The following is a 25,957-nucleotide window of genomic DNA, read 5'->3' as shown; positions in this document are numbered from 1 at the left end:
GTGGTTCAGCCCCTCAGCTTCGGGTCGAGGGCTTCCCGCATGGCCTCGCCGAGGAGGGTGAAGCCGAGGGCGGTGATGATGATGCCGACGGCGGGGTAGACCGCCATCATCGGCGCGTTGTCGAAGAAGCGCTGCGCCTGGGCGAGCATGACGCCCCACTCCGGAATGGCCGGGTCGGGGTTGCCGAGGCCCAGGTAGGACAGGGCGGCCGCCTCGATGATCGCGGTGGCCAGGGAGAGCGTGGCCTGCACGATCACCGGGCTGAGCGAGTTGGGGATGATCTGCGAGACCACGATGCGCCGCTTGCGCACACCGAGGGACTTGGCCGCGAGCACGTAGTCCGCGCCGCCCTGCGCCAGCATGGAGCCGCGCAGCAGCCGGGCGAACACCGGGATCTGGACGACACCCACGGCGATCATCACGGTGGTCAGCGACTGGCCCATGACGGCCGCGATGGACACGGCCAGCAGCAGCGAGGGCATCGCCAGCATCATGTCGATGAAGCGCATGATGACGGAGTCGATGCGCCTTCCGGTGTCGCCGCCGAGGGTGGCGGCGGCTCCGGAGAAGCCACCGATCAGGAAGCCGATGATCAGGCCGATGAGCGTGGCGACGACGCCGACGAGCAGCGTCTGGCGGGCGCCGACCAGCATGCGGGAGAACAAGTCCCGGCCGAGGTGGTCGATTCCGAACCAGTTCTCGCCACGCGGTCCGACGAACTCACCCCGGTTGGGGAAGACCTCGCCCCGCCAGGTCTGGGCGGTCGGGGCGTACGGGGTGAGGTAGGGCCCGACGATCGCGACGAGGACGAACAGGGCGATGACGGCCGCGCCGATGATCGCCATCTTGCTGCGCCGGAGACGGCTGAAGGCTTCCCGCCACAGGCTGGCGCCGGTGCTGGTCTCCTTGGTCGCGGTCAGTTCCGCGAGGCGCTGGATCTTCTCGGTCTTGGTGGCGACGCTCACGCTAGTGCACCCGCACTCTCGGGTCGATGAGGCTGTACGCCACGTCCACCAGCAGGTTGATCAGGACGTACACCATCGCGATGAACATGATGAACCCGACGAGCACGGGGTAGTCGCGGCCGTCGATCGCGGTCCGGATGAAGGAGCCGATGCCACCGAAGTCGAACACGGATTCGGTCAGGACCGCACCGGACAGCAGGGAGCCCGTGAGGAGGCCGACCGCGGTCACCACGGGGAGCATCGCGTTGCGCAGCACGTGCCGGCCGCGGACGACGTTCCGCTTGAGGCCCTTGGCCTCGGCGGTGCGGACGTAGTCCTCGTCCTGCACCTCGAGGACGCTGGCGCGGGTCATGCGCACGATGACCGCGAGCGGGATGGAGGACAGGGCGACGGCGGGCAGGACCAGGTGATGGAACGCATCCCCGGCGGCGTCGAACTCCCCGGTGAGGATACCGTCCAGAACGGCGAAACCGGTCACGTTCGTGGCGTCGATGCCGGTTTCCTGGCGTCCGGAGACGGGGAAGAGCCCGAGCTCGACGGCGAAGACGCTCTTGAGGATCAGGGCGAGGAAGAAGACCGGAATGCAGATGCCGACGAGCGAGCCGGAGACCGCGGTGACGTCGAGCCAGCCGCCGCGGTTGCGGGCGGCGAAGTAACCGAGCGGGATACCGACGGCCACGGCGATGAGGATCGCGAGGAGGGACAGCTCCACGGTCGCGGGGAAGCGCAGGACGAACTCGTCCCACACCGGCTGTCCGGTCTGGGTGGAGGTGCCCAGGTCGAGTTCGGTGATGCGCTTGAGGAAGCGCCAATACTGGACGTAGACGGGCTGGTCAAGCCCGAGCGCACGGTTGATGCGGATTACTTCGGCCTCGGTGGCCTTTTCCCCCAGGATCGCTGAGGCGGGTCCGCCGGGCAGCCGGTCGAGCCACAGGAAGAGCAGTACCGACAGACCGAGCAGCGTGGGTATGAGCTGGAGCAGTCTTCGTACGACGAGACGCAGCACCCCGCATGCCCCTTTCTTGCGTGATGTCTTACATGAATGGACCCGCCCGGCCGCCGATTTCCGACGGCCGGGCGGACCCCCCGTTTTTCGTTTCTTCGTTTCCTGCCGATCGCTCGCTTACTTGAAGGAGGCCTCGGAGAAGACTTCCTGCGTCAGCGGGGAGACGTTCGGCGGGTTCACGTTCTTGCCGAAGGCGATGGCCGGCGGGGAGGACGAGACCGGGACACCCGGCAGGTACTCCATGACGACCTCGTTGGCCTTCTTGTACGCGGCGACGCGCTCGTCGTGCTTGCCGAGCTTCGAGCCGGCGTTCACGGCGTCGAAGACCTTCTTGTCCTTGAAGCCCCACTGCTTGTCGTACCCGGAGAACCAAGTGCCGATGAAGTTGAAGCCGTCGTTGAAGTCACCGGTCCAGCCGAGCATGTGCAGGTCGCAGGAGCCCGACTCGGTGGCGTCCAGGTAGTCCGGGGCCCACTTCATGGCCTTCGGCGTGACGGTGATGCCGGACTTCTCCAGGTCGTCCTTCATCAGCTCGAACAGGTCCTGCGGGGCAGGCATGTACGGGCGGGTGACCTCGGTCGGGTAGCAGAAGTCGACCTTGAGCTTCTCCTGGCCGGCCTTCTTGAGGAGCTTCTTGGCCTCGGCCGGGTCGTACGGGTACTGCTTGACGTCCTTGGAGTAGCCCTCGATCGTGTCGGGCATGAACTGGTCGGCGACCTTGCCGCCCTCGGGCAGCTGGGTCTTGACCAGGTTCTCGCGGTCGATCGAGTGCGCGATGGCCTGGCGGACTTCCTTCTTCTTCAGCGCGGGGTTGGCCTCCTGGCTCATGCCCACGTAGAAGAGGTTGAAGACGCCACGGGTCGGGACGACGTAACCCTGCTTCTCGAGGGTCTTGACGTCGGCCGGAGCGACGAGGTCGTAGCCGTCGATGTCACCGGCCTGGAGCGCCTGGCGGCGCGTCTGCTCGTCGGAGATCGTGCGGAAGACCAGGTTCTTGATCTTCGCCTTCTCGCCCCAGTAGTCGTCGAAGCGCTCGAGGGAGACTTCCTTGTTGCCCTTGTTCCACTTCGTGATCTTGTACGGGCCGGTACCGGCGACCGTGCCGGCCTCCTGGCTGTACTTGGGGTACGTGATGGCGTCGCCCTTGGCGGAGGCGTCCTGCTTCTTGTACTCCTCGATCGCCTTCGGCGAGTGGATCGCCAGGGCGTTGAGGGAGAAGCCGCCGGGGAGGTTGGCGGAGGGCTCCTTGACCTCGATGACGGCGGTGTTCTCGTCCTTCGCGGTGCAGGACTTGTAGTTCGCCTTGGGCGTTTCCTTGTCCTCGTTCTTCGCGAACCCGCCCATGATGGTCTGCCAGTAGTAGGAGACCGCGCTGGACTGGTAGGTGCCCGTCCAGTTGAACCAGTGGTCGTAGTTGGCGCAGACGGCCGCGGCGTTGAACGCCTCGCCGTCGTGGAACTTCACGTTCTTGCGGAGGTTGAAGGTCCAGACGGTGCCCTTGTCGTTGCTGGACCAGTCCTCGGCGAGACCGCCGACCATCTCGCTGCCGCCGGACTCGTGCTCGATGAGAGCCTCGAACGCCTGCCGCGTCACACGGAAGGTTTCACCGTCGCTCGCGAGGGAAGGGTCCAGGGAGCCTGGATCACCGGCGCCGGCGAAGACGAAGGTGTCCTTCCTGCCGTCGCTCTTGTTGTCACTGTCCCGGTCGCTGGAGCAGCCCGTGGCGATCAGAGCGACCGCCACCGCGGCCGTGATCGCCCGAGCCGCTCGGGACTTGGTTATGCGCATATTGGGGCCACTCCGGGTCCGCTATGTGGATGCATCTTGACCGGCCGAACACTACAGATGTTCACAGCGAGTCGAGAACAGTCCGGATACCGGTGATACCTACCTGAGATCTGAACGGTCGACATAAGGGACGCTTCAGGCGCCCCTCCGCCCGGAAGTGACCATCTCGAGACATCCGACGCGTCCCCAACGGCCGCTCGGGAAGCGCCGGACGGCGTGAAGAACGAGTGAAACCGCAGGTGACAGGCGGTCAATCGGCCATAGCTGAGCGCACATGACCCAAAAACTGACGTGACATCAGTCTCGTCGACGGCAAGGACATTCACCGTCGGCACCGGTGTCCACCATCTGGACACCGTCACGCTGAGTCAGTAACGGCGGGCACGACGGCCCCGCCGTCCCGGCCTCTCGTGGATACGGCCCGGTCAGCGCTGGTGCGCGGGCGGGTAGCCGGAGCCGGCGACGGGCGGCGGAACGGCCCCGTGGGCCTCACGGTCGTAGAACGGGCGGGCGTTGGCCCGCAGCCACATGGCGACCGGGTCGTGCTCGTCGGTCATCGCGACGGTCGACACCGGGAGCCCGTCCGGGACGGCACTGAGGGACTGCTGCATCATCGCGCGCACCGCGTCGACGGCCGGCGGCGAGGTGTCGTAGACGTCGAGTCCGATGGCGAGATACGGCGCGCCCAGCGCCGGCTGCACCCAGGCGCGGCGCAACGCGCGCACGGCGGGCGTACGGTGCGCGTTCTGCGTGAGCAGGGCGTAGAACTGGGGGATCTCGATGGCGGGTTCGGACAGCCGCAGGGGTCCGGCGGGCTGCCGGTCGAGGCCGGTGGCGAGCCGGCGCAGATCGAGCCACGGGATGCCGAGGCCGCCACCGGGGGCGTGCGGGTTGAGCCAGAGGCCGTAGCGGTCGGGGTAGAGGGCGCGGGCGGCCTCAAGGCCGTCGACGACCTCGTAAGACCGGTTCCAGCCACTGGCGGACAGCTCCTGGGCGGAGGTCACGCAGGGCGCGTAGCCGAAGCCGTCTACCTCCATGTTCCCGTACTGGGCGTCCGGGGAGCCGGCCTGACCGTGCCACAGCAGCATCCAGACATGACCCGAGGAGGGGGTCGCGAGCGCGCGAAGCAACGCCTCATAGGCGTCGTAACGCCCGGGGGTCACCTGGCGCAGCATGTGCTCGACCTGCCCGGCCGCCGCGGTGCCAGCGCTCACTTTGTATCGCCCCTCCGTACAACACCCTCGCCCCAGCCAACGAACCTAGCTTAAGCCGCCCGCGGCCCGGGGGCTCCGCCCGTCCGCCGGGCACCGGCGAGCCGACGGACGGACGGCCTCCCACTCGCTCCGCCGGGCGGATCAGCCCTCGCGCTGGTAGAAGGGGCGGACGCGGTCGCGCATCCACTGGCCGACCGGGTCCTGGGCCACGTCCAGGAGGACCAGGTTGACGGGCCACTTCACCGGCCGGAGGCCCAGCGCGCGGCCCAGGGCGTCACCGGGCAGGGTCCGCAGATCCCCCTCCCACTGGGACAGTTCGACCCCGACGAACAGCACCGGGTCCTCGGTCTCGATCTCGGCGAGGCAGCGGCGGGCGGTGCTGACGACACCGATCGCCTCGAACTCCGCGCCCGCGGCGGCGAGGAAGTCCACCGGATCGTCCTGCCAGTCGGGCTCGAACAGCTTGACCCGGCCGCCGCCCTCCGGACCGTCCAGCGGGCCGCGTCCGGCCCGGCACAGTTCGGCCACGGCGGGCGGCGGCAGCGGGACGCCGACCACGCCGCCGGGGTTCACCGCGATCCCGGCCTGCGGCGGCAGACCCCGCGCGAACTCCACCGCGGGCGCGACGGTGAACGACATGTGGGAGCCGACCACCTGGCGGAACTGTTCCTCGGAGCTGAAGACCGGGACGTACGCCTGTCCCTCGATCTCCAGGGTGGGCAGGTCCAGCGGGCCGCTGTGCGGGCCGCCGCCGTTCGGCAGCGGAACCCAGACGAAGCTCCTGCCCAGCACCTCGATGATCCGGCCGTCCGCCGAGGGGACGCCGAGGGAGGCGGAGAGCACCTCCTCCAACTCATTGCCGGGCCATCCTCCGTGCGGATGGGGGTGAGTCTGTGCCGGGAAGTCCGCGGAGAAGCCCGCCGGGAAGTCCATCTGCCTACCGCCTGCCTGGAACCACTGCTGTGGCTGAAAAGGCTAACCGCTGCCGCGCCGGGGCCGTCAGCCGTGCGGCCGTCAGCCCGTGAAGTCGATGCGGCGCAGCGCGTTCGCCGCGTCCCGGTCGACCAGGATCGCCGAGCCGCAGCCCGCGGGCGGGGCGCCGCGCTCCACGGACCGCAGCAGCCGGTCGACGGCGGTGCGGTGCCGCAGGAAGGCGTACCGGGAGACGCCGCGGCCGCGCTCACGCTGACCGTCCAGCGCCTGCTCCGGGAGGACGTCGAGCAGCAGCAGATGCAGCCCCGCACCCCGGCGGCGGGCCTCGCGGGCCAGCCAGCGGCGCACCCAGGCGTGGGTACCGCAGTCGTGCACGACGACCCCCTCGCCGGTGCGCAGGGCACGGCTCAGCCCGGCGTAGTGGTCGAGGCGGACCAGGGGCCGGTACACCGCGTACGGCAGGAGGCGCGGCATGCGGCGGTCCCAGCGGTCGCGGGTGTCCTGGGAGTCGATCCGGGTACCGCGCACCGCGCGCCGCATCAGCGTGGATTTCCCGCTGCCGGGCAGTCCGGTGACCACGACGAGGTCGCGGGGGCCGAAGAGCAGGGCGTGCGGACTGCGGCCGGCGCACTCGCGCAGGTCGCGGACGACGGGCGCCGGCAGCGCGCCGCGGGCCTCCCCGGCCGAGGGGGCCTGCTGCCCGGGCGGCGCGACACCCGTGGTGGCGTACGCCGTGGTCCTGTTCACCGTGAGTCCTCCCCTGGGGCAGGCGCCTGAGCACCGTCCCCGCCGAGTGTAAAGAGAAGGTAACGGCGGAGCCTCTTCATTCCGTCCGTTTCCCGACACAGACCTGTCACAGCCGTCCGTACAGGCTTGAACACCCTGTGCGTACGAGAGAAAGGTCCCCCTGCCGAAGCCTCGCGATGCGTGCAATGATGAGCGCGCCAACTGCATACCGGCCGTTTGAATCCGCGCGGGAGAGTCCCTGGCACGTTTCGCCGGGGCGCCGAAGGAGCAAGTACCTCCCTTGAATCTCTCAGGCACCGTTACCGCGCGGGCCAGGCACATCTGAAAAGCGGGCCGCCGTGCGAGTTCCCGGCGGCTCCACCCAAGGTGCAAGCCGTGACGTCCCCTGCGCGGACGGTCATGGCGAACCTCTCAGGTTCCGATGACAGATGGGGAGGAACGTCCTCACCCTCCCCGTGCTCGGCCCCGGCCGGCGGGGACCCCATCGCCCTGGGAGACCGACCGATGAGCAGTACCGAACTTCGCCGGACAGCGCTCGACGCCCTGCATCGTTCGCTCGGCGCCACGATGACCGACTTCGCCGGCTGGGACATGCCCCTGCGCTACGGCTCCGAGCGCGACGAGCACAACGCCGTGCGCACGAAGGCGGGCCTCTTCGACCTCTCGCACATGGGCGAGATCACCGTCACCGGCCCGCAGGCGGCGCGGTTCCTGGACTACGCCCTGATCGGCAACATCGGGACCGTCAAGCCCGGCCGCGCCCGCTACACCATGATCTGCGGCGAGGACGGCGGCATCCTGGACGACCTGATCGTCTACCGGCTCGGTGAGGCCGAGGCCCCCGAGTACCTGGTCGTCGCCAACGCCTCCAACGCCCAGGTGGTGCTGGACGCCCTCGTGGAGCGGTCGGCGGGCTTCGACGCCGAGGTCCGCGACGACCGCGACGCGTACGCGCTGATCGCGGTGCAGGGCCCCGAGGCCGCCGGCATCCTCAAGACCTTGACCGACGCCGACCTGGACGGCCTGAAGTACTACGCCGGCCTGCCCGGCGCGGTCGCCGGCGTCCCCGCGCTCATCGCCCGTACCGGCTACACCGGCGAGGACGGCTTCGAGCTGTTCGTCGCGCCGGAGCACGCGGTCGAGGTGTGGCAGGCGCTGACCAGGGCGGGCGAGGGCGTGGGGCTGGCCCCGTGCGGGCTGGCCTGCCGGGACACGCTGCGCCTGGAGGCCGGCATGCCGCTGTACGGCAATGAGCTGAACGCCTCGCTGACGCCGTTCGACGCCGGGTTCGGCCGGGTCGTGAAGTTCGAGAAGGAGGGCGACTTCGTGGGCCGTGCCGCCCTGACCGAGGCCGCCGCCCGCGCCGAGCGGACCCCGCCCCGCGCTCTGGTGGGTCTGGTCGCCGAGGGTCGCCGGATCCCGCGCGCCGGGTACCCGGTGGTGGCCGGCGGCGAGGTGATCGGCGAGGTCACCTCCGGCGCGCCCGCACCGACGCTGGGCAAGCCGATCGCGATGGCGTACGTCGACGTGGCGCACTCCGCGCCGGGTACCCCGGGCGTGGGCGTGGACATCCGTGGCAGCCACGAGCCGTACGAGGTCGTGGCGCTGCCGTTCTACCAGCGGCAGAAGTGACACCGTCGTAGGACGTGGGTCGCGTACACAGCCGCATCGGCCGGTCCCGTAACCTCCCACCCCCTTCACCCCCCCTTCACCCCCCTTCACTCCCTTCACCCCCTTCACTCCCTTTCGTCGCCGTCGATCCCGGCGGTCCCTCGCACACAGGAGGATCCAGATCATGAGCACCCCCCAGCAGCTGCGTTACAGCAAGGAACACGAGTGGCTGACGGCCGCCGAGGACGGCGTGTCGACGATCGGCATCACGGAGCACGCGGCCAACGCGCTCGGCGACATCGTGTTCGTCCAGCTCCCCGGGGTCGGCGACACCGTGACCGCGGGTGAGACCTGCGGCGAGCTGGAGTCGACCAAGTCGGTCAGCGACCTGTACTGCCCGGTCACCGGCGAGGTCACCGAGGTCAACGAGGACGTGGTGAACGACCCGTCGCTGGTGAACTCGGCCCCCTTCGAGGGCGGCTGGCTGTTCAAGGTGCGGGTGAGCGACGAGCCGGCCGACCTGCTCTCGGCCGCCGAGTACGACGCCTTCGTCCAGGGCTGAGGAGGACGTAACCCCATGTCGCTTCTGAACACCCCGCTGCACGAGCTCGACCCGGCCGTCGCGGCGGCGGTCGACGCCGAGCTGCACCGTCAGCAGTCCACCCTCGAGATGATCGCCTCGGAGAACTTCGCCCCGGTCGCGGTCATGGAGGCCCAGGGCACGGTCCTCACCAACAAGTACGCCGAGGGCTACCCCGGCCGCCGCTACTACGGCGGCTGCGAGCACGTCGACGTGATCGAGCAGATCGCCATCGACCGGGTCAAGGAACTCTTCGGCGCCGAGCACGCCAACGTGCAGCCGCACTCGGGTGCGCAGGCCAACGCCGCCGCGATGTTCGCGCTGCTCAAGCCCGGCGACACGATCATGGGCCTGAACCTCGCGCACGGCGGGCACCTGACCCACGGCATGAAGATCAACTTCTCCGGCAAGCTCTACCACGTGGTCGCGTACCACGTGGACGACACCGGAGTCGTCGACATGGCCGAGGTCGAGCGGCTGGCCAAGGAGAGCAAGCCGAAGCTGATCGTCGCCGGCTGGTCGGCGTACCCGCGTCAGCTGGACTTCGCCGCGTTCCGCCGGATCGCGGACGAGGTCGGCGCGTACCTCATGGTCGACATGGCGCACTTCGCCGGTCTGGTCGCGGCGGGCCTGCACCCGAACCCGGTCCCGCACGCCCACGTCGTCACCACGACCACGCACAAGACGCTCGGCGGTCCGCGCGGCGGTGTGATCCTCTCCACGGCCGAACTGGCCAAGAAGATCAATTCCGCGGTCTTCCCCGGCCAGCAGGGCGGCCCGCTGGAGCACGTGATCGCGGCCAAGGCGGTCGCCTTCAAGGTCGCCGCGTCCGAGGACTTCAAGGACCGGCAGCGCCGCACCCTGGAGGGTGCCCGCATCCTGGCCGAGCGCCTGGTCAAGGACGACGTCAAGGCCGTGGGCGTGGACGTGCTGTCCGGCGGCACGGACGTGCACCTGGTCCTGGTCGACCTGCGCGACTCCGAGCTGGACGGGCAGCAGGCCGAGGACCGTCTCCACGAGGTCGGCATCACCGTCAACCGCAACGCGATCCCGAACGACCCGCGCCCGCCGATGGTCACCTCGGGTCTGCGGATCGGCACGCCCGCCCTGGCCACCCGCGGCTTCACGGCCGAGGACTTCGCCGAGGTGGCGGACGTGATCGCCGAGACGCTCAAGCCGTCTTACGACGTCGACGCGCTCCGGGCCCGGGTGACGGCGCTCGCCGAGAAGTACCCGCTGTACCCGGGTCTGAAGTAGTTTCGCATTTTTCGCAATTTCGTACGCTTTTGTTCGTACGGGCGGGGCATCGCGCACACTGGACCGGTGAGCACGGTGCCCCGCACCATGCACCGCACGCATCCAGCGCCGGATCTCCCTTCCCGGCCCTTCCCCGGCGGACAGCGCCGTCCGCCGAACCCCTAGGAGTCCTCCCGTGGCCCTCTCGGTCTTCGACCTCTTCTCGATCGGCATCGGCCCGTCCAGCTCGCACACGGTCGGCCCGATGCGGGCCGCCCGCATGTTCGCCCGGCGGCTGGACAACGAGGGCCTGCTGGACTCGGTCGCCTCGGTCCGGGCGGAGCTGTACGGCTCGCTGGGCGCCACCGGCCACGGCCACGGCACCCCCAAGGCGGTGCTGCTCGGCCTGGAGGGCGACTCGCCCCGCACGGTGGACGTGGAGACGGCCGACGAGCGGGTGGAGAAGATCAGGGAATCGGGCCGCCTGCGGCTGCTCGACGACCACGAGATCGCGTTCTCCTTCGACGACGACCTGGTGCTGCACCGCCGCAAGGCACTCCCCTACCACGCGAACGGCATGATCCTCCGGTCCTTCGACGCGTCCGGCGCCGAGGTGCTGTCGAAGACGTACTACTCGGTGGGCGGCGGCTTCGTCGTCGACGAGGAGGCGGTGGGCGCGGACCGCATCAAGCTCAACGACACGGTCCTGAAGTACCCCTTCCGCACCGGCGACGAGCTGCTGCGCCTGACCCGGGAGACGGGGCTGTCCATCTCCGCGCTGATGCTGGAGAACGAGTGCTCCTGGCGGACCGAGGAGGAGGTCCGCCGGGACCTGCTGGAGATCTGGCGGGTGATGCAGGCGTGCGTGGCGCGCGGCATGTCCCGCGAGGGCATCCTGCCGGGCGGGCTGAAGGTGCGCCGCCGCGCCGCGAACACGGCGCGCAAGCTGCGTTCCGAGGGCGACCCGAAGGCCCTCGCCATGGAGTGGATCACGCTCTACGCCATGGCCGTGAACGAGGAGAACGCCGCCGGCGGCCGCGTCGTCACCGCCCCGACCAACGGCGCGGCCGGCATCATCCCCGCCGTCCTGCACTACTACATGAACTTCGTCCCCGGTGCCGACGAGGAGGGTGTGGTCCGTTTCCTGCTCGCGGCCGGCGCGATCGGCATGCTCTTCAAGGAGAACGCCTCCATCTCCGGCGCCGAGGTCGGCTGCCAGGGGGAGGTCGGCTCCGCCTGCTCGATGGCGGCGGGCGCCCTCGCCGAGGTGATGGGCGGCTCGCCGGAACAGGTCGAGAACGCCGCGGAGATCGGCATGGAGCACAACCTCGGCCTGACCTGCGACCCGGTCGGCGGCCTCGTCCAGATCCCGTGCATCGAGCGCAACGGCATGGCTGCGGTGAAGGCGGTCACCGCCGCGCGCATGGCCCTGCGCGGCGACGGCTCGCACAAGGTGTCCCTCGACAAGGTCATCAAGACGATGAAGGAGACCGGCGCGGACATGTCCGTCAAGTACAAGGAGACGGCCCGGGGCGGGCTGGCGGTCAACATCATCGAGTGCTGAGGGGACAGGCCCTGACCCGAAGGCCGCGGGACGGCGCCTACGTCGCGCGGACGGCCGCGGCGAGGGCCTCGCCGACGGCCCGGGCGCCTGAGGCGTTGGGATGCAGCGGCGCGGCCGCACGGGTGGGGACCAGGCCCTCGATGTAGCGGTCGTCGGGGGCGGCGCAGATGTCGTGCCCGATGCTCGGGGTGTGGGTGTCGACGAAGGCGGCGCCGTGCTCTTCGGCCGCCTGCCTCAGTACGGTGTTGAGGTGGTTGATCGCGCCCTGGAGGTGGTTGGCGTCCTGCTTCCAGAAGGGCTGGGCGGGGTGGCAGCCGTCGGTGCGGAAGTAGGTGCCGTAGCCGACGACGAAGACCTCGGCGTGCGGTGCCCGCCGGGCGATGTCGTCCAGGACGGCGGCGAAGGCCGGTGCCCAGGCGTCGATGCGGGCCCTGACCTTGTCGGTGCCGCCGGCGGTGTTCTCTTCCGCGCAGCTGGTGCCGTAAGGCTGGGGCAGGATGTTGACGCAGCCCAGCACCTCGTTGAAGAGGCCGGCGTCGTTGCCGCCGATGGTGACGCTGACGAGGTCGGTGTCGGGCGTGAGTGCGTCGTACTGGGGCGCGGTCCTCGGGTGCTGGGCGGTGCTCAGATGGTCGCTGGTGGCGCCGGAGCAGCTGACGTCGGTGAGCTTCGCGCCGAGGGCCTCGGCCGCGATGTGGGGATAGTCGGCCAGGGAGCGCAGGCACGCCAGGTCGGCCGGGTCGGCGGGCGGCACCAGCGGTGCGGCCGCGTAGGAATCGCCGAGTGCGACGTACCGCGGTGGTTCGGCCGCGGCCGACGCAGCCGGGACTGATGCCGTGGCCCATACGGCCCCGGTGGACAGAACGGTGGCCAGGGCCAGGCCCAGGGCTGTTTTCAAGGACGCCTCCATTCGGCACATGCACGGACGTGGTCCCGCCTTGCCATGATCTTGCTCGCGCAGGGGTGCCGTCGCACGGCGGCCTGCGGGAAGCGGTTCCCCAGGGGGCGGACGCCACCGGACCACCGCCCGCCGGGCTCCCCCGCTGCGCAGGAGGTTCCGGTCAGCCGGTCAAGGCGGGCGAGGCCTCAGGTTCGCCTGTTCGGCCGCCGCCTGTCCGGCGTACCGCTTCTCTTCGCTCTCGACGGGTGTGCCGATCCGTCGAGAGCTGACGGCAGACCGGGCGGCGGCGTACCCTTGTCTGCTGGGACTCCGGTCCGGTCATGGGGTCCGGACAGGGGACTCGGGTACGGGGTCCGGTGTTCTGCTGGGGGTTGGAATCATGGTTGCTGGTCGTGTGGTGCGGTTCGACGCCGTACGGGGTTACGGGTTCATCGCTCCCGAGCACGGCGGGGAGGACGTCTTCCTCCACGTCAACGACGTACGGATCCCGGAGCACCAGTTGCGTCCCGGGATCGCCGTGGAGTTCGAGATCGAGGAGGGCGACCGGGGTCTCAAGGCCTCGGGTGTACGGCTGGCCCAGGGAGCCGGAGGGGTGTCCTCCGCCGTGGGCAGGCATCCGGACGGCGACGACTCGCTGTGCGACGTGCTCACCGCCGAGGAGTACCTCCAGGAGGTCACGGAGGTCCTGCTCTCCGCCGCGCCCACGCTGACCGGCGAGCAGATCCTCCAGGCGCGCCGCGGACTGCTGCAGTTCGGCAAGACCCACGGCTGGTGCGACGGCTGAGACCGGCCCAGGGCCCTGGGGGCAGGTCTGCCGGCGGGGCGGGAGTCGCGGTCCTCCGTCACTCCTTACGGGGAGAAGTTGACGTTTCCACCACTTAGGCGGGGCTCCCATGCCACCGTGAGGGCAGTGAGCCATTCGACTCCCTTCCCCCCAGCACCGCAGGGAGCCTCATGTTGCGCGGCATCGATGTGAGTTCGTACCAGTCCTCGTCGTTCGACACCGACGGCCTCTCCTTCGTCTTCATCAAGGCGACGGAAGGCCGTTCCTATGTCAGCCCCAGACTCTCCGCCCAGACGGAGAACGCCCGCGAGGCCGGACTGGTCGTCGGCTTCTACCACTTCCTGTGGCCGGGCAACCTGACCGCACAGGCGGAGCACTTCGTCTCCGAGGCCCCCGAGCGGCGGGGCGACATCCTCGCCGTCGACTGGGAGACGACCGGCAAGGGCACCCGCGCGAGCAACGCGGAGAAGGACCGCTTCATCCGCGAGGTGAAGGAGCTACGGCCGCACAGCAGGGTGATCCTGTACGCGAACAGGCACTTCTGGCTCAACGTCGACACCACCTCCTACGCCGGTGACGGCCTCTGGATCGCCGACTACGTCACCGCGGGCAAGCCCCGCATCAAGGCGAAGTGGCGCTTCCACCAGTACACCGACGACCCCCTGGACAAGAACGTCGCCGACTTCTCCGGCAAGGCGGCGCTCGAGGAGTGGACCGAGGGGGCCTGATCCCCGCACGCGTGACGCTCTCGTCCAAGGGGTCGGCGCCACGGCTGACGCCGGGAACACCGTCCGGGGGAGGCGTGGTGCGCCCGGACATCCGGTCGGGACGAAGTGGCCGGGCGGACCTCAGCGACTGGTGGAGGTCGGGCGAGCGCCGAGGATTCCTACGCCCGGAACTCCGGCTTGCGTTCCGGGGAGGCCTCGGTCAGAGCCTTGGTGACGGACTCGGTGCCCGCGCGCAGGCCGTAGACCGGGGTGTCGGGCTGCTGGCGCCAGGAGTCGTCGATGCCGCCCGCGTCCACGGTGTCGAAGCCGAGCTCCTCGATCAGGGCCCGGACCTTCCGCTTGGCCGCCTCGTCGTCACCGGCTACGGGCAGGGCCATCCGGTCGGAAGCGCCGACGGGGCGGTGGCGGTCCAGGATGTCCTGGGCATATGTGCCGTTGAAGGCCTTGATCACGGGGTGGCCGATCTCCCGTTCCGTCCAGCGGCTCTCCGTGAGGCCCTCGTCCTCGATGCCCGCGATCCTGCCGTCGCGCTGCCGGGGGTAGTAGTTGCCGGTGTCGATGACGGCCACGCCCTCCGCGGCCTCGTCGAACAGGCCGGACGGCAGGTCCGGTACGGCCTTCAGCGGGACGGTGACGACGACGATCTCGGCGCCGCGCGCCGCGTCCTCGGCCCGTACCGGGGTCGCGCCGGTCTCCTCGGCCAGGCCGCTGAGCGTGTGGGGGCCACGGGAATTGGCGACGGAGACGTCGTGGCCGAGGGCGGTGAGCCGCCGTGTGAGGTTGCCCCCGATGTTGCCCGCTCCGATGATGCCGATCTTCATGTCCGCTCGCCTCGCCCTTCCGGGGATCGGTGTCCGCTTCGGTTCCCTTCGGGAACCGCCATGGTCGACACCAACCGCCCGGGACGGGCGGACTATTCCCTCCCCGCTTGCCCTGCTTGTCAGCGGTCCGCCACGCGCATTTCGAACCAGGTCGTCTTGCCCCTCGGGAGCAGGTCGACGCCCCAGCGGTCGGCGAGGGTGTCGACGAGGAAGAGGCCGCGCCCGCTGACGTCCAACTCCTGGACCGGCATGAGACAGGGCAGGCCGCGGGACGGGTCGCGGACCTCGACGCGGATCCAGCGGGGGCGGCGGCGCAGCCGGAGGCCGAAGACGCGGGCACCGGTGTGGCGTACCGCGTTGCCGACGAGCTCGGAGACGAGCAGAACGGCGTCCTCGGTGGTCGCGGCGGTGAGGCCCCACTGGCGCAGGAGCACGATCTGGGTGAGCCGGCGTGCGGTGGCGGCGGACTCGGGGCGGGACGGTAACGGAACCTCTGCCTCCGTCGGGTTGCCGAACAACTCCAGCGCCTTCTGGGCGCGTTCGTCCTCGACCGTCGGCGACCAGCGCGATGCGGTCGCACGCCCGTCTCCCCGCGGCTGTTCCATGCCATCCAGCCCCGCCATGGCCCCATCATGGCCGCCCGGTGGGGCGTCCGGGGTCGTTCCGGGGGAATGCGCCCCCTGCACGCCCCCGCTCCGAGCCGGGCCGCCGGCATATGCCTTGGGCACTTCGGGGCTGTCAGCGGCCCCTGCGACCTGCGGCAACGGCTCGCTGTGCGGCAATCGACAGGCTCCCTCGACGCGGCGGACTTAAGGGCCCGTTAAGGCTCCCATAAACCGCCCCGTCGAGGGACCCGGATCAGACATCGCGTCAATTGCAATCCCCCGGAAGAGGGTTCAGAGGAACTTTGCCTTACCGGGGCCGTCCTCCACGAAGCTGCGCATCCCCCGTTCACGGTCCTCGGTGGCGAACAGGCCCGCGAACCAGTTGCGCTCGACGGCGAGGCCGGTGTCGATGTCGGTCTCCAGACCGGTGTCGATCGACTCCTTGGCCGCGCGCAGCGCGATCGCCGGCCCCTTGGCGAGCCGCGCGGCCCACGCGTGCGCCTGCTCGTAGACCTCGGCGGCGGGGACCACGCGGTCCACCAGGCCCAGTGCGAGCGCCTCGTCGGCCTTCACCTGACGGCCCGTGAAGATGAGGTCCTTCGCCCTCGACGGGCCGATGAGGCGGGCCAGGCGCTGCGTACCGCCGGCCCCCGGGATCAGCCCGAGCAGGATCTCCGGCTGGCCCAGCTTGGCGTTCTCCCCGGCGATGCGGAAGTCGGCGCAGAGCGCGAGTTCACAGCCGCCGCCGAGCGCGTAACCGGTCACCGCGGCCACCACCGGCTTGGGGATGCGGGCCACGGCCGTGAAGGAGTCCTGCAGGGCGCGGGCGCGCAGGACCATCGCGGTGTGGTCCATGGCCTGCATCTCCTTGATGTCCGCGCCCGCCGCGAACACCTTCTCCCCACCGTGGATCACGACGGCGCGTACGTCCTCGCGGCGCGTGATCTCCTCGGCGAGTTCCTTCAGCCGGTCCTGCGTGGCGACGTCCAGTGCGTTCATGGGCGGGCGGTCCAGGCGCAGCGTGCCGACGCCCTCGGCGACTTCGAGATGTACGGTCATGCCAGCAGGTTAACGTTGACTAACGGCAACCGGACCGGTGCGGTCGATCACATCCGGCCGGGGGTCCGGGAGTTGCCCCCGGGCAGACACAGCACGGTGACCAACGGCAACCGGACCCGTGCGGTCGATCACACCGGCTGACGGCAGCGGCCCCGGTGCCTTGGCAGGCACCGGGGCCGCGTATGCCGTGACGGACCGGGCCGGCCCTACGCCTTCCACTCCTCCCAGGACATGTTCCAGCCGTTGAGGCCGTTGTCCGGGGCGATGGTGGCGTCGTTGGAGTTCTTCACGACGACCACGTCGCCGATCATGGTGTTCTCGTAGAACCAGGCGCCCGGGGCCTTCTTGTCCCAGCCGCCCCGGGTGTCGCGCAGCCCGATGCAGCCGTGGCTGGCGTTGTAGTTGCCGAAGGCGCCGCCGCCCCAGTAGTTGCCGTGGATGAAGGTGCCGGAGGTGCTCAGACGCATGGCGTGCGGCACGTCCTTGATGTCGTACTCGCCCTTGCCGTCGGCGTCGGTGAAGCCGACGGTCGCGCCGTTCATCCGGGTGACCTTGAGCCGCTCGCTGACGACCATCTTGCCGTTCCAGGTCTCGGTGCCGGGGGCGCCGGCGGTGATCGGGATGGTCTTGATGACCTTGCCGTCCCGCTCGACCTTCATGGTGTGCTTCTTGGCGTCGACGACGGAGACCTGGCTGCGGCCGATGGTGAAGGAGACGGTCTTGGACTGCTCGCCGTAGACACCGGGGCGGCCCTCGACGCCGTCGAGGTCGAGATCGACGGTGACCTTGGTGCCGGCCTTCCAGTACTTCTCGGGCCGGAAGTCGAGCCGGTCGTTGCCGAACCAGTGGCCCTCGACCTCGACGGGCGGTTCGGTCGTGATGCGGACGGCCTTCTTGACCTCGTCCGGGTTGGTGATGCCCCGGGTGAAACGGAGCGAGAACGGCATGCCGACGCCGACCTTGGAGCCGTCCTCGGGCGTGAAGGTGCCGACGAAGGTGTTCTTCGGCGTCAGGGTGGTGAAGCTGGAGTCCTCGGCGGCGGTGCGGCCGGCGGAATCCTTGGCGACCGCGTGCACCGTGTACCTGGTGGCGGCGGCCAGGTGGGTCGACGGCGTCCAACTGGCGCCGTCACCGGATATCTCCCCGTCGACCTTCCTGCCGTCCGGGGCCTTGACGACGACCTCGGTCAGCTTCCCCTTGGTCGCGTCGACCTTCAGCGCACCGCTGGTCTTCACGGACTCGGCGCCGTCCTCGGGCGCTATGCCGATGACCGCCTCGGACTGCTTGCTCTGCGCCGCGGTGGAGTCCTTGCCCTTGCCCTCGGCCGCCCCGGAACCCGGGCCCGTCCCCCCGCCGCCGCACGCGGTGACCGCCAGCATCACTCCGAGTGCCAGCGCCGCCAGCTTCCTGCCACCATGCCTCCGCGCGTCAACCCACGCCCCCGGAATCGGCCCCACGTTCACTTGTTTCTCCCCTCGGCGGGCCTGGCCGGACCCGCGCCCCCGCGCGCCCCTCGCGCGCTTCGGCGCATAGTAACCACAGGCCAGGGGCGTTGGACGCGGCAGGTCTGTCACCGTTCCGTTCCAACTTCATTGGCCTGCGGCGTACAACCGAGGCGCCCTCCCGGCGGTCCGCGCGGGGGCACTACGAGGAGTCGCCTCGAGGAGACACTGCGCGGGGTCGCCTCGAGAGGACACTGCGAGGGATCACTTCACGGCGCTGCCCTTCGTCCACTCCCTCCAGTCCATGTTCCAGCCGCCGAGGCCGTTGTCGGGGGCGACCGTCGTGTCCTTGCTGTTGACCACCTCGACGACGTCACCGATGAGGCTGCGGTCGAAGAACCAGCCCGCCGGGGTGTCCGCGCCACCGCCCTTCACGTCGTGCAGTCCCACGCACCCGTGGCTGACGTTGGTGTCGCCGAAGATGTCCTCCTCGGCCCAGTAGTTGCCGTGCAGGAAGGTGCCGGATTCGGTCAGACGGATGGCGTGCGGGACGTCGGGGATGTCGTACTCGCCCTTGCCGTCGGCGTCGGTGAAGCCGACGGTCGCGCCGTTCATCCGGGTGACCTCGAGCATCTCGGTGATCACCATTTTCCCGTTGTACGTGGGGGTCTTCGGCGCCCCGGCCGTGATCGGCACCGTGGCGAGTTCCTCACCGTCCCGGCTCACCTTCATGGTGTGCCGGCCCGCGTCGACCACCGAGATCTGGCTGCGGCCGACGGTGAAGGAGAACGTGCGGTGCTGGAGTCCGTACACGCCGGGCGCGCCCTCGACGTCCCGCAGGCCCAGCTCGACGGTGACCTCGGTGCCGGGCCGCCAGTACTTCTCGGGCCGGAAGTCGAGCCGGTCCTTGCCGAACCAGTGCGGGCGGATGTCGACGGCCGGGCGGGAGGTGACCCGGACGGCCCGTTCGACCGCCGCGCGGTGGACGATCTCACGGTTGAACGCCAGGGAGACGATCATCCCGGTGCCGACGACGGAGCGGTGTTCCGGGGCGACGTAGCCGATGAAGCGTTCCTCGGGGACGTATGTGGTGAACGTGGTGCGGCGGGAGGAGCGGCGGCCGGCGCCGTCCAGGGCCACGGCGTCGACCGTGTACTTCGCGGCGAGCGCCAGCCGTTCGTCGTCGGGCTTCCAGCTCCGCCCGTCGGCGGAGACGCGCCCGGGGACCGGGGACTCCCGCGCGTCCTGCGTTCTGAGGACCTTCACCGACTCCAGCCGCCCCTCGGGCGCCCGCACCCGCAGCATGCTGCCGGGGCGCACCTCCTTGCTGCCGTCGGCGGGCGCGACCCGGATGACCTCCTCGGGCGCCGGAGGGCCGAACGCCCCTCCGGTCGCGCCGTCCGAGGTACAGCCGACGGCTCCGGCCAACAACAACCCTGTCCATGTCAGTACGGCGGCCAGTGCGGCCCTCGCGCGCCGTGCGCGCCCTTGTACGTGGCTCACGCGGTACCCAACGACGGTCCGCGCCATCGGGAAACGACCATGCGCCCCCTCGGGGCACGCGAGGGTACGCCCTCTGGGGGAATCCGTGGGTGCGCCCCCGCTCCAGGTGTGCTGTCACGCGGACAGGTCGTGCTCTCGGCGACACGTGAGTGCGCGGCACGCTCTGGGCAGAACTGTGGGGAGGACGACGCGCCGGGGAGCCGCGGCCACTTTCCCCGCCCGCCGTCGTCCCACGAGCCGCGGGAGGCGGACAGGTGTCCAGCGCAGCCGAGCAGGAGGCGGTGGCCGGGGAACGGGCCACCGGCGACGGGCGCCCGGCCGTCGCCGTGAACGGCGTGCGGGCGGCGACACCGCCGCCGGCAACCGTGCCCGTGCGACCCGGCCCGCCGACACCGCTGGGCGCCCACTTCCGGGCCGTCCCGGGCGGGGTGGCGGGGACCGACTTCGCCCTGTGGGCGGGCGGCGCGGAGGGGGTCGAGGTATGCCTGTTCGACGAGGGCGGCGGTGAGGTCCGGGCCCGGCTCACCGAGCTGACGAACGGCGTCTGGCACGGCTTCGTACCCGGCGTCCTGCCCGGCCGGCGCTACGGCTACCGGGTGCACGGCCGCTGGGATCCGTGGACCGGCGCCCGCTGGAACCCGGCGAAGCTGCTGCTCGACCCGTACGCCCGCGCGGTGGACGGCGACTACGCCACGCACGGACTGTCGCCCGAGGTGTACGGGCACGTCCGGGACTGGCCGGAGCAGCATGTCGCGGACACCGTGCGCGACGACCGGGACTCCGCCCCGTACGTACCGAAGGCCGTCGTCGTCCACGACCCCGACGACGGCAGCGACGGCACCGCCGCCGCGGCCGACCGCCGGCCCCGCACCCCGTGGGCGGACACGGTCCTCTACGAGCTGCACGTCAAGGGGTTCACCCGACGCCACCCCGGTGTCCCCGAGGAGCTGCGCGGCACCTACGCGGGGCTCGCGCATCCCGCCGCGATCGAGCACCTGGTGAAGCTGGGCGTGACGGCCGTGGAGCTGCTGCCGGTGCATCAGTTCGCGCACGAGGACCATCTGCTGCGGCGCGGGCTGCGCAACCACTGGGGGTACAACTCCATCGGCTACTTCGCCCCGCACGCCGGCTACGCGGCCTTGGGGACGGCCGGCCAGCAGGTCGGCGAGTTCAAGCGGATGGTGCGCGCCCTGCACGCGGCGGGCATCGAGGTCGTCCTCGACGTGGTCTACAACCACACCGCCGAGTCGAACGAGCTGGGCCCCACGCTGTCCCTGAAGGGCGTCGACAACCGCGGTCACTACCGGCTCCAGGCCGACGCCCGCCGGTACGCCGACTACACCGGCTGCGGGAACACCCTGGACGTCGTCCAACCGCACGTACTGCGCCTGATCGCGGATTCGCTGCGCTACTGGGTGACCGAGATGGGCGTCGACGGCTTCCGCTTCGACCTGGCGGCGGCGCTGGCCCGCTCCGCGCACGACGTCGACATGAACTCCCCGTTCCTCGCGGTGATCGCCCAGGACCCGGTGCTGCGCGGGGTGAAACTGATCGCCGAGCCGTGGGACGTGGGCCCCGGGGGCTACCAGGTGGGGGCGTTCCCTCCGCTGTGGTCGGAGTGGAACGACCGGTACCGCGACGCCGTGCGGGACTTCTGGCGGCCCGCGGCGGCGGACCTGAGGGAGATCGGTTACCGGCTCTCCGGTTCGAGCGACCTCTACGACTGGGGCGGGCGGCGCCCGTACGCCTCGGTCAACTACGTCACCGCGCACGACGGGTTCACGCTGCGCGACCTCGTGTCGTACGACCGCAAGCACAACGAGGCCAACGGCGAGGGCAACCGGGACGGCACCGACGACAACCGGTCCTGGAACTGCGGCGCCGAGGGCGAGACCGACGACCCGGACGTCCTGGCGCTGCGGCGGCGGCAGCTGCGCAACCTGCTGACCACGCTGCTGCTGTCGACGGGCGTGCCGATGCTGGTCGCCGGTGACGAGATGGGGCGCACCCAGCGCGGCAACAACAACGCCTACTGCCAGGACAACGAGACCGGCTGGGTGGACTGGGAGCTGCTGGCGGAACCGGGGTGGAAGGCCCTGTTCGACCTCACGTCCCGGCTGATCGCCCTGCGCCGCCGCCATCCGGTGCTGCGCCGCCGGGCGTTCTTCTCCGGGCGGGCGCACGATGGCGACGGCCTGCGCGACCTGGCCTGGTTCACCGCGCGGGGCACGGAGATGACCGAGGAGGACTGGTACGCGCCCGCCGCCACGCTCGGCATGTACCTCTCCGGGCGGGACGTCCCGGACCACGACGAGCACGGGGAGCGGATACGCGACGACAGCTTCCTCGCCGTGCTGCACGCCGATGACGCACCGGTGGACGTTCTGCTGCCGGGGCCGCCGTGGGCCAGGCGCTACGAGGTGGTCCTGGACACCGGCCGGGAGGACCAGGCGGACGCGCCGGGCACGACCCACCCGGCGGACACGACGATCACGGTGCCGGGACGGACGGTGCTGCTGCTGCGGGTGCGGTGAGCGGACCGGCAGGCCGCGGGAAGGGGGGGGCCGGGGCGGCGCGGTCAGCCGAGGATGCCGCGGTCGTAGGCGGCCGCCACGGCCGCGGCGCGGTCCTTGACGCCCAGTTTGGCGTACAGGTGGGTGAGGTGGGTCTTCACGGTCGCCTCGCTGATGAAGAGTTCGCGGGCGATCTCACGGTTGGAGGTGCCCCGGGCGACCAGGCCGAGGACCTCGCGCTCCCGCGCGGACAGCGGTTCGCCGCCGGACGAGCGGGGGGAGCGGACCGCGGAGACCAGACGGGAGGCCACCGCCGGGGAGAGGACCGTACGGCCCTCGGCCGCCGCCCGCACGGCCGTGAACAGCTCCTCGCGCGGCGCGTCCTTCAGCAGGTAGCCGGTCGCGCCCGCCTCGATCGCGGGCAGGGTGTCGGAGTCGGTGTCGTAGGTGGTCAGGACGAGCACCTTGGCCCGCGCGCCCCGGCGGGACAGTTCCCGGATGGCGTCCACGCCCGAACCGCCCGGCATGCGCAGGTCCATGAGCACGACGTCCGGGTCCAGGGCGGCGGCCCGTTCCAGCGCCTCGACGCCGTTCGCCGCCTCGCCGAGGACCCGGAAGCCGGGCGCGGACTCGAACATGCCGCGCAGACCGTCCCGTACGACGGGGTGGTCGTCGACGATCAGTACGGAGATGGCCGGGGTGTCAGTCATGGCGGACCAACGGTACGCGAGCCGACACCGCCGTCCCGTGGCCGGGCTCGGACTCCACGGTGAGGGAGCCCGCGATGCGCTCCGCGCGGGCGCGCATCCCGTCGAGGCCGAAGCCGCCGCTGCCGGTGCGGGCGGGGCGCACCCGCCGGTCGAAGCCGCGGCCGTCGTCGCGGATGTCGAGGGTGACCTCGTCGCCGATGTAGGAGAGCGTGACGCCGACCCGGGTGGCGCGGGCGTGCCGGGAGGCGTTGGACAGGGCCTCCTGGGCGATCCGCAGCAGGGTGGCGGCGACCTCCTCGTGGAGGGGCTCGGCGGTTCCGGTGACCGTGCAGTCGGCGCGGGCTCCGGTGCGTTCGCCCCATTCCGCGACCGTCTTCTCCAGGGCCTGCGGCAGTCCGTCCCGGTCGAGGGCGACCGGGGCGAGGTTGTGCACGGAGCGGCGGGCCTCGCCGAGGCTCTCGCGGGCCAGGTCGGTGGCCCGCACCACGTGGACGTGCGCCAGGTCGGGATCGCGGGTGTTCGCGACGACCTGGAGCTGGGCGATGATGCCGGTCAGGCCCTGGGCGAGGGTGTCGTGGATCTCGGCGGCCAGCCGCCTGCGTTCGTCGGCGACCCCCGCTTCCCGCGCCTGGACGAGGAGTTGGGTGTGCAGGGCGGCGTTCTCGTCGAGGGCCTGCTGCAACGCGGCGTTGGTGCGCTCCAGTTCGGCGATGGTGGCGGCCTGCGCGCGGGTGCGTTCCTCCTCCAGTTCGCCGAAGTGGGCGAACAGGGCCACCAGCAGGGCGTTGACCAGGAGGACCGCGCCGAAGAACACCCAGCCCAGGCCGTCGCGCGGCGGCAGCCCGCCCGACTGCGAGCCCGCCGTGGTGACCGCGGTGGCGAGCAGGCCCCACCGGACCAGACGTCTCGGGAGCTGGCGCCCGACGCCGAAGTAGCCGATGACCGCGTAGAAGGCGAACAGCGGGTTCAGCCAGGTGAGCGCGAACCCGACGGCCCAGCGGACGGCGTAGTAGCAGGCGCTCTCGGTGGACGGCCCGGGGCGTCGGCGCTCCGCGCTGCCCCAGGCCAGTTGCAGAACGACGGCCACGACGACCAGCACACCGCTCGCCCACCGCTCACCGCGGGTCATGCCGACCGCGTCGGCGGCAGCCACCGAGAGCAGGATGCCGGCCGCGAGCAGCACGTACGGCCCCCAGCGGTGGAACACCGCCCAGCGCTGCTCGACCGCCCCGTCCGGCATGGCACCCTTCCCGGTCACCCGCGCGGACGCCCGGGGCTTGATCCCCCACGCGGACGCCCCGCCCACGGACCGGCACCCGCTTGTCCCCGCCCCGTCCGACATCGCTCCATTCTCGGCGTTCTCGGTGTTCTCGGTGTTCTCGGTGGTCTCGGTGTTCTCGGTGTTCTCGGTCACCCGCCCGGTCATCCGCTCACTCCCAGCGGAACCAGCGTGCGGCGGCGGCCGTCAGCAGCAGGGTCCAGGCCGCCAGGACGGCCAGGTGGGTCCAGCCGGGCCAGGCGCCGGCGGCGGCCTGGTTCAGCGCCTCGGCGGCGGCGCCGAACGGGGTCCAGCCGACGATGTCGGCGAGCAGGTCCGGCATGGCCTGCACCGGCAGCCACACCCCCGCGCAGAACATCGCCGGGAACAGCGCGGCGGAGCCCACCGCACCCGCGATCTTCGTCGTGCGGGACAGCGCGGAGAGCACGGCGCCCAGGGCGAGGGCGACGAGCACGGCGAGGAGCAGCGCGAGGAAATAGCCGAGGGGCTGGCGTGGCAGCCGCACGCCGAAGGCGAGCCGGCCGACGGTGAGCGAGAGCAGCGCCGAGAGCAGGGCGGCCCCGCCGTGCACCAGCATCTGCGCGCCGAGCAGGGCCGTGGCCCGTACCGGGGTGGTGGCCATCCGGCGCAGGATGCCGTGTTCGCGGTAGCCGGTGAGGGTCTGCGGCATGCCCTGCAGACCGCCGACGAGCAGGCCGAGCAGCACGGCGACCGGGACGTACGCGTCCACCGGGCGCAGTCCGCCGAAGGACGGGTCGGCCTCGCGGAAGGAGGGGATGGAGCCGAGGATCGCCAGCAGGAGGGTGGGGAAGAGCAGGACCCAGAAGATCCCGCCGGGCTCACGGCGGAAGAGGCGGATCTCGCTGCGCAGGACGGCGGCGTTGAGGACGGAAGTGGTCACGCCTGGACCTCCTCGGTGGCGGCGGGCTCGGGCGTGGTGTCGCGCTCGGGCGTGGTGTCGGTCTGCCCGGTCAGGTCCAGGAACGCGTCGTCCAGGGTGGCGTCGGTGACCCGGAGCTGGTGGGCGGTGACCCGGGCGCGGGCGAGGAGGGTGATGACCGCGTTGACGGTCTCGTCCGTGCCGGACAGGGTGACGCGGCCGTCCCGGTGCTCGATCGAGGCGAGGCCGGGCAGGCCGTTCAGGTCGTGTTCGTCCAGGGGCGCGGAGGGCGTGAAGCTGATGACGGTGGCGCCCGCCGAACGGCGGATCAGCCCGGTCGGGGTGTCCAGGGCGGCCACCCTGCCCTTGTCGATCACCGCGATCCGGTCGCAGAGGCGCTGGGCCTCCTCCATGAAGTGGGTGACGAGCAGGACGGTGACGCCGTCCGCGCGGATGTCCTCGATGAGCTGCCAGGTGTCGCGGCGGGCGCGGGGGTCCAGTCCGGTGGTGAGTTCGTCGAGGACGACGATCCGGGGGTCGCCGATGAGGGCGAGCGCGATGGACAGGCGTTGCTGCTGCCCGCCGGAGAGCTTGCCGAAGCGGCTGTTCAGGTGGGGGGTCAGGCCGAGGCGTTCGGCCAGGGGCCGCCAGTCGGCGGGCCGCGGGTGGAAGGCGGCGTACAGCTCCAGGGCCTCGCGGACGGTGATCTTGGCCTGGAGCCGGCTCTGCTGGAGCTGGGCGCCGAGGACCCGGGCGACCCGCCCGTGGTCGGCGACCGGGTCGAGGCCGGTGACGCGGACGCGGCCCGCGTCGGGGACGCGCAGGCCCTCGACGCATTCCACGGTGGTCGTCTTGCCGGCGCCGTTGGGGCCGAGGACGCCGAAGATCTCGCCCTCCTCGACGGTGAAGGAGACGCCGTCCACGGCGGGCCGGCCCCCGTAGGACTTGCGCAGATCGGTGACTTCGATGACGGGCATGGCACCAAGCGTTCCGGTGGGCGGGGTGCCCGTACATCGGCCGTCACGCTCGAGACGCATCAACCGATCGGCTGATGAAGTGGTACGACTCCCACGGTTTCCCCGCGCCCG

At 70.9% G+C, this 25,957-nt stretch carries 23 protein-coding genes and 2 riboswitches; of the genes, 7 read left to right on the top strand and 16 right to left on the bottom strand.

All coding sequences use genetic code 11. From position 1 onward, the window contains the following. Positions 1-5: 5 nt before the first annotated feature. The 6 genes from ACVW19_RS23715 to ACVW19_RS23690 form a co-directional block, all read right to left on the bottom strand. Complete coding sequence (locus ACVW19_RS23715) at positions 6-965, bottom strand: ABC transporter permease (protein WP_457461552.1); 960 nt, start codon at positions 963-965, stop codon at positions 6-8. 1 nt (position 966) lies between these two features. Continuing rightward, positions 967-1,971, bottom strand: coding sequence for an ABC transporter permease (locus ACVW19_RS23710; protein WP_457461550.1), 1,005 nt, complete (start codon positions 1,969-1,971; stop codon positions 967-969). Positions 1,972-2,088: 117 nt separating this feature from the next. Then, a complete protein-coding gene (locus tag ACVW19_RS23705) occupies positions 2,089-3,759 on the bottom strand; it encodes an ABC transporter substrate-binding protein (protein ID WP_457461548.1) in 1,671 nt (556 codons plus the stop codon). 425 nt (positions 3,760-4,184) lie between these two features. Then, positions 4,185-4,934, bottom strand: a complete 750-nt coding sequence (locus ACVW19_RS23700) for an enhanced serine sensitivity protein SseB C-terminal domain-containing protein (RefSeq protein ID WP_457464762.1) — start codon at positions 4,932-4,934, stop codon at positions 4,185-4,187. Positions 4,935-5,114: 180 nt separating this feature from the next. Next, positions 5,115-5,906, bottom strand: a complete 792-nt coding sequence (locus ACVW19_RS23695; protein WP_457461546.1) for an enhanced serine sensitivity protein SseB — start codon at positions 5,904-5,906, stop codon at positions 5,115-5,117. Positions 5,907-5,987: 81 nt separating this feature from the next. Next, positions 5,988-6,653 carry an AAA family ATPase gene (locus ACVW19_RS23690; RefSeq protein ID WP_457461545.1) on the bottom strand — a complete coding sequence of 222 codons (666 nt, stop codon included), beginning with the start codon at positions 6,651-6,653 and terminating at the stop codon, positions 5,988-5,990. A gap of 217 nt (positions 6,654-6,870) precedes the next feature. Next, positions 6,871-6,968: riboswitch (glycine riboswitch) on the top strand. After that, a riboswitch (glycine riboswitch) is annotated at positions 6,969-7,091 on the top strand. A 66-nt stretch (positions 7,092-7,157) separates the two neighbouring features. Here ACVW19_RS23690 and gcvT point away from each other — a divergent pair. The 4 genes from gcvT (at position 7,158) to ACVW19_RS23670 (ending at position 11,644) form a co-directional block, all read left to right on the top strand. Continuing rightward, complete coding sequence (gene gcvT / locus ACVW19_RS23685; protein WP_457461544.1) at positions 7,158-8,285, top strand: glycine cleavage system aminomethyltransferase GcvT; 1,128 nt, start codon at positions 7,158-7,160, stop codon at positions 8,283-8,285. Between the two features lie 163 nt (positions 8,286-8,448). Further along, positions 8,449-8,826: a glycine cleavage system protein GcvH gene (gene gcvH / locus ACVW19_RS23680; RefSeq protein WP_457461543.1), complete on the top strand. Its 378-nt coding sequence runs from the start codon at positions 8,449-8,451 to the stop codon at positions 8,824-8,826. A 15-nt stretch (positions 8,827-8,841) separates the two neighbouring features. Beyond that, positions 8,842-10,101 carry a serine hydroxymethyltransferase gene (glyA, locus tag ACVW19_RS23675; protein ID WP_457461542.1) on the top strand — a complete coding sequence of 420 codons (1,260 nt, stop codon included), beginning with the start codon at positions 8,842-8,844 and terminating at the stop codon, positions 10,099-10,101. 175 nt (positions 10,102-10,276) lie between these two features. After that, a complete protein-coding gene (locus ACVW19_RS23670) occupies positions 10,277-11,644 on the top strand; it encodes an L-serine ammonia-lyase (RefSeq protein WP_457461540.1) in 1,368 nt (455 codons plus the stop codon). A gap of 37 nt (positions 11,645-11,681) precedes the next feature. Here the strand turns inward: ACVW19_RS23670 and ACVW19_RS23665 are convergent, their stop codons facing one another. Then, complete coding sequence (locus ACVW19_RS23665) at positions 11,682-12,542, bottom strand: SGNH/GDSL hydrolase family protein (protein WP_457461539.1); 861 nt, start codon at positions 12,540-12,542, stop codon at positions 11,682-11,684. Between the two features lie 382 nt (positions 12,543-12,924). On the opposite strand from ACVW19_RS23665, the gene ACVW19_RS23660 reads away from it, so the two are divergent. Both ACVW19_RS23660 and ACVW19_RS23655 read left to right on the top strand, forming a co-directional pair. Beyond that, on the top strand, positions 12,925-13,329 hold the full coding sequence (locus tag ACVW19_RS23660; RefSeq protein ID WP_109381225.1) for a cold-shock protein: 405 nt from the start codon (positions 12,925-12,927) through the stop codon (positions 13,327-13,329). Positions 13,330-13,499: 170 nt separating this feature from the next. Then, positions 13,500-14,057 carry a glycoside hydrolase family 25 protein gene (locus tag ACVW19_RS23655; RefSeq protein WP_457461537.1) on the top strand — a complete coding sequence of 186 codons (558 nt, stop codon included), beginning with the start codon at positions 13,500-13,502 and terminating at the stop codon, positions 14,055-14,057. Between the two features lie 158 nt (positions 14,058-14,215). Here the strand turns inward: ACVW19_RS23655 and ACVW19_RS23650 are convergent, their stop codons facing one another. From ACVW19_RS23650 to ACVW19_RS23630, 5 genes are all read right to left on the bottom strand, one after another. After that, a complete protein-coding gene (locus ACVW19_RS23650; RefSeq protein ID WP_457464760.1) occupies positions 14,216-14,905 on the bottom strand; it encodes an NADPH-dependent F420 reductase in 690 nt (229 codons plus the stop codon). A gap of 92 nt (positions 14,906-14,997) precedes the next feature. Next, on the bottom strand, positions 14,998-15,606 hold the full coding sequence (locus tag ACVW19_RS23645; RefSeq protein ID WP_457461535.1) for an ATP-binding protein: 609 nt from the start codon (positions 15,604-15,606) through the stop codon (positions 14,998-15,000). 168 nt (positions 15,607-15,774) lie between these two features. Further along, positions 15,775-16,542: an enoyl-CoA hydratase/isomerase family protein gene (locus ACVW19_RS23640; protein ID WP_202275989.1), complete on the bottom strand. Its 768-nt coding sequence runs from the start codon at positions 16,540-16,542 to the stop codon at positions 15,775-15,777. Positions 16,543-16,748: 206 nt separating this feature from the next. Next, positions 16,749-17,921: a L,D-transpeptidase gene (locus ACVW19_RS23635; RefSeq protein ID WP_457461534.1), complete on the bottom strand. Its 1,173-nt coding sequence runs from the start codon at positions 17,919-17,921 to the stop codon at positions 16,749-16,751. A 327-nt stretch (positions 17,922-18,248) separates the two neighbouring features. Continuing rightward, entirely contained in the window at positions 18,249-19,487 is a 1,239-nt protein-coding gene (locus tag ACVW19_RS23630) for an Ig-like domain-containing protein (RefSeq protein ID WP_457461532.1), read from the bottom strand. Positions 19,488-19,741: 254 nt separating this feature from the next. On the opposite strand from ACVW19_RS23630, the gene glgX reads away from it, so the two are divergent. After that, positions 19,742-22,021: a glycogen debranching protein GlgX gene (gene glgX / locus ACVW19_RS23625; RefSeq protein WP_457461530.1), complete on the top strand. Its 2,280-nt coding sequence runs from the start codon at positions 19,742-19,744 to the stop codon at positions 22,019-22,021. Positions 22,022-22,065: 44 nt separating this feature from the next. Here the strand turns inward: glgX and ACVW19_RS23620 are convergent, their stop codons facing one another. The 4 genes from ACVW19_RS23620 to ACVW19_RS23605 all read right to left on the bottom strand — a co-directional run bounded on the left by ACVW19_RS23620 (position 22,066) and on the right by ACVW19_RS23605 (position 25,846). Further along, positions 22,066-22,710 (bottom strand): response regulator, encoded by a 645-nt coding sequence (locus tag ACVW19_RS23620; protein WP_457461529.1) that lies wholly within the window; start codon positions 22,708-22,710, stop codon positions 22,066-22,068. Beyond that, positions 22,703-23,950, bottom strand: a complete 1,248-nt coding sequence (locus tag ACVW19_RS23615) for a sensor histidine kinase (protein WP_457464758.1) — start codon at positions 23,948-23,950, stop codon at positions 22,703-22,705. The genes ACVW19_RS23620 and ACVW19_RS23615 overlap by 8 nt, the downstream gene beginning before the upstream one ends. A 190-nt stretch (positions 23,951-24,140) precedes the next feature. Further along, positions 24,141-24,890, bottom strand: coding sequence for an ABC transporter permease (locus tag ACVW19_RS23610; RefSeq protein ID WP_457461528.1), 750 nt, complete (start codon positions 24,888-24,890; stop codon positions 24,141-24,143). Further along, positions 24,887-25,846, bottom strand: coding sequence for an ATP-binding cassette domain-containing protein (locus ACVW19_RS23605; protein WP_457461527.1), 960 nt, complete (start codon positions 25,844-25,846; stop codon positions 24,887-24,889). The genes ACVW19_RS23610 and ACVW19_RS23605 overlap by 4 nt, the downstream gene beginning before the upstream one ends. Positions 25,847-25,957: the final 111 nt, after the last annotated feature.

The sequence above is a fragment of the Streptomyces sp. TE5632 genome (assembly GCF_054061295.1).
This window is presented reverse-complemented; position numbering and strand designations above follow the sequence as displayed.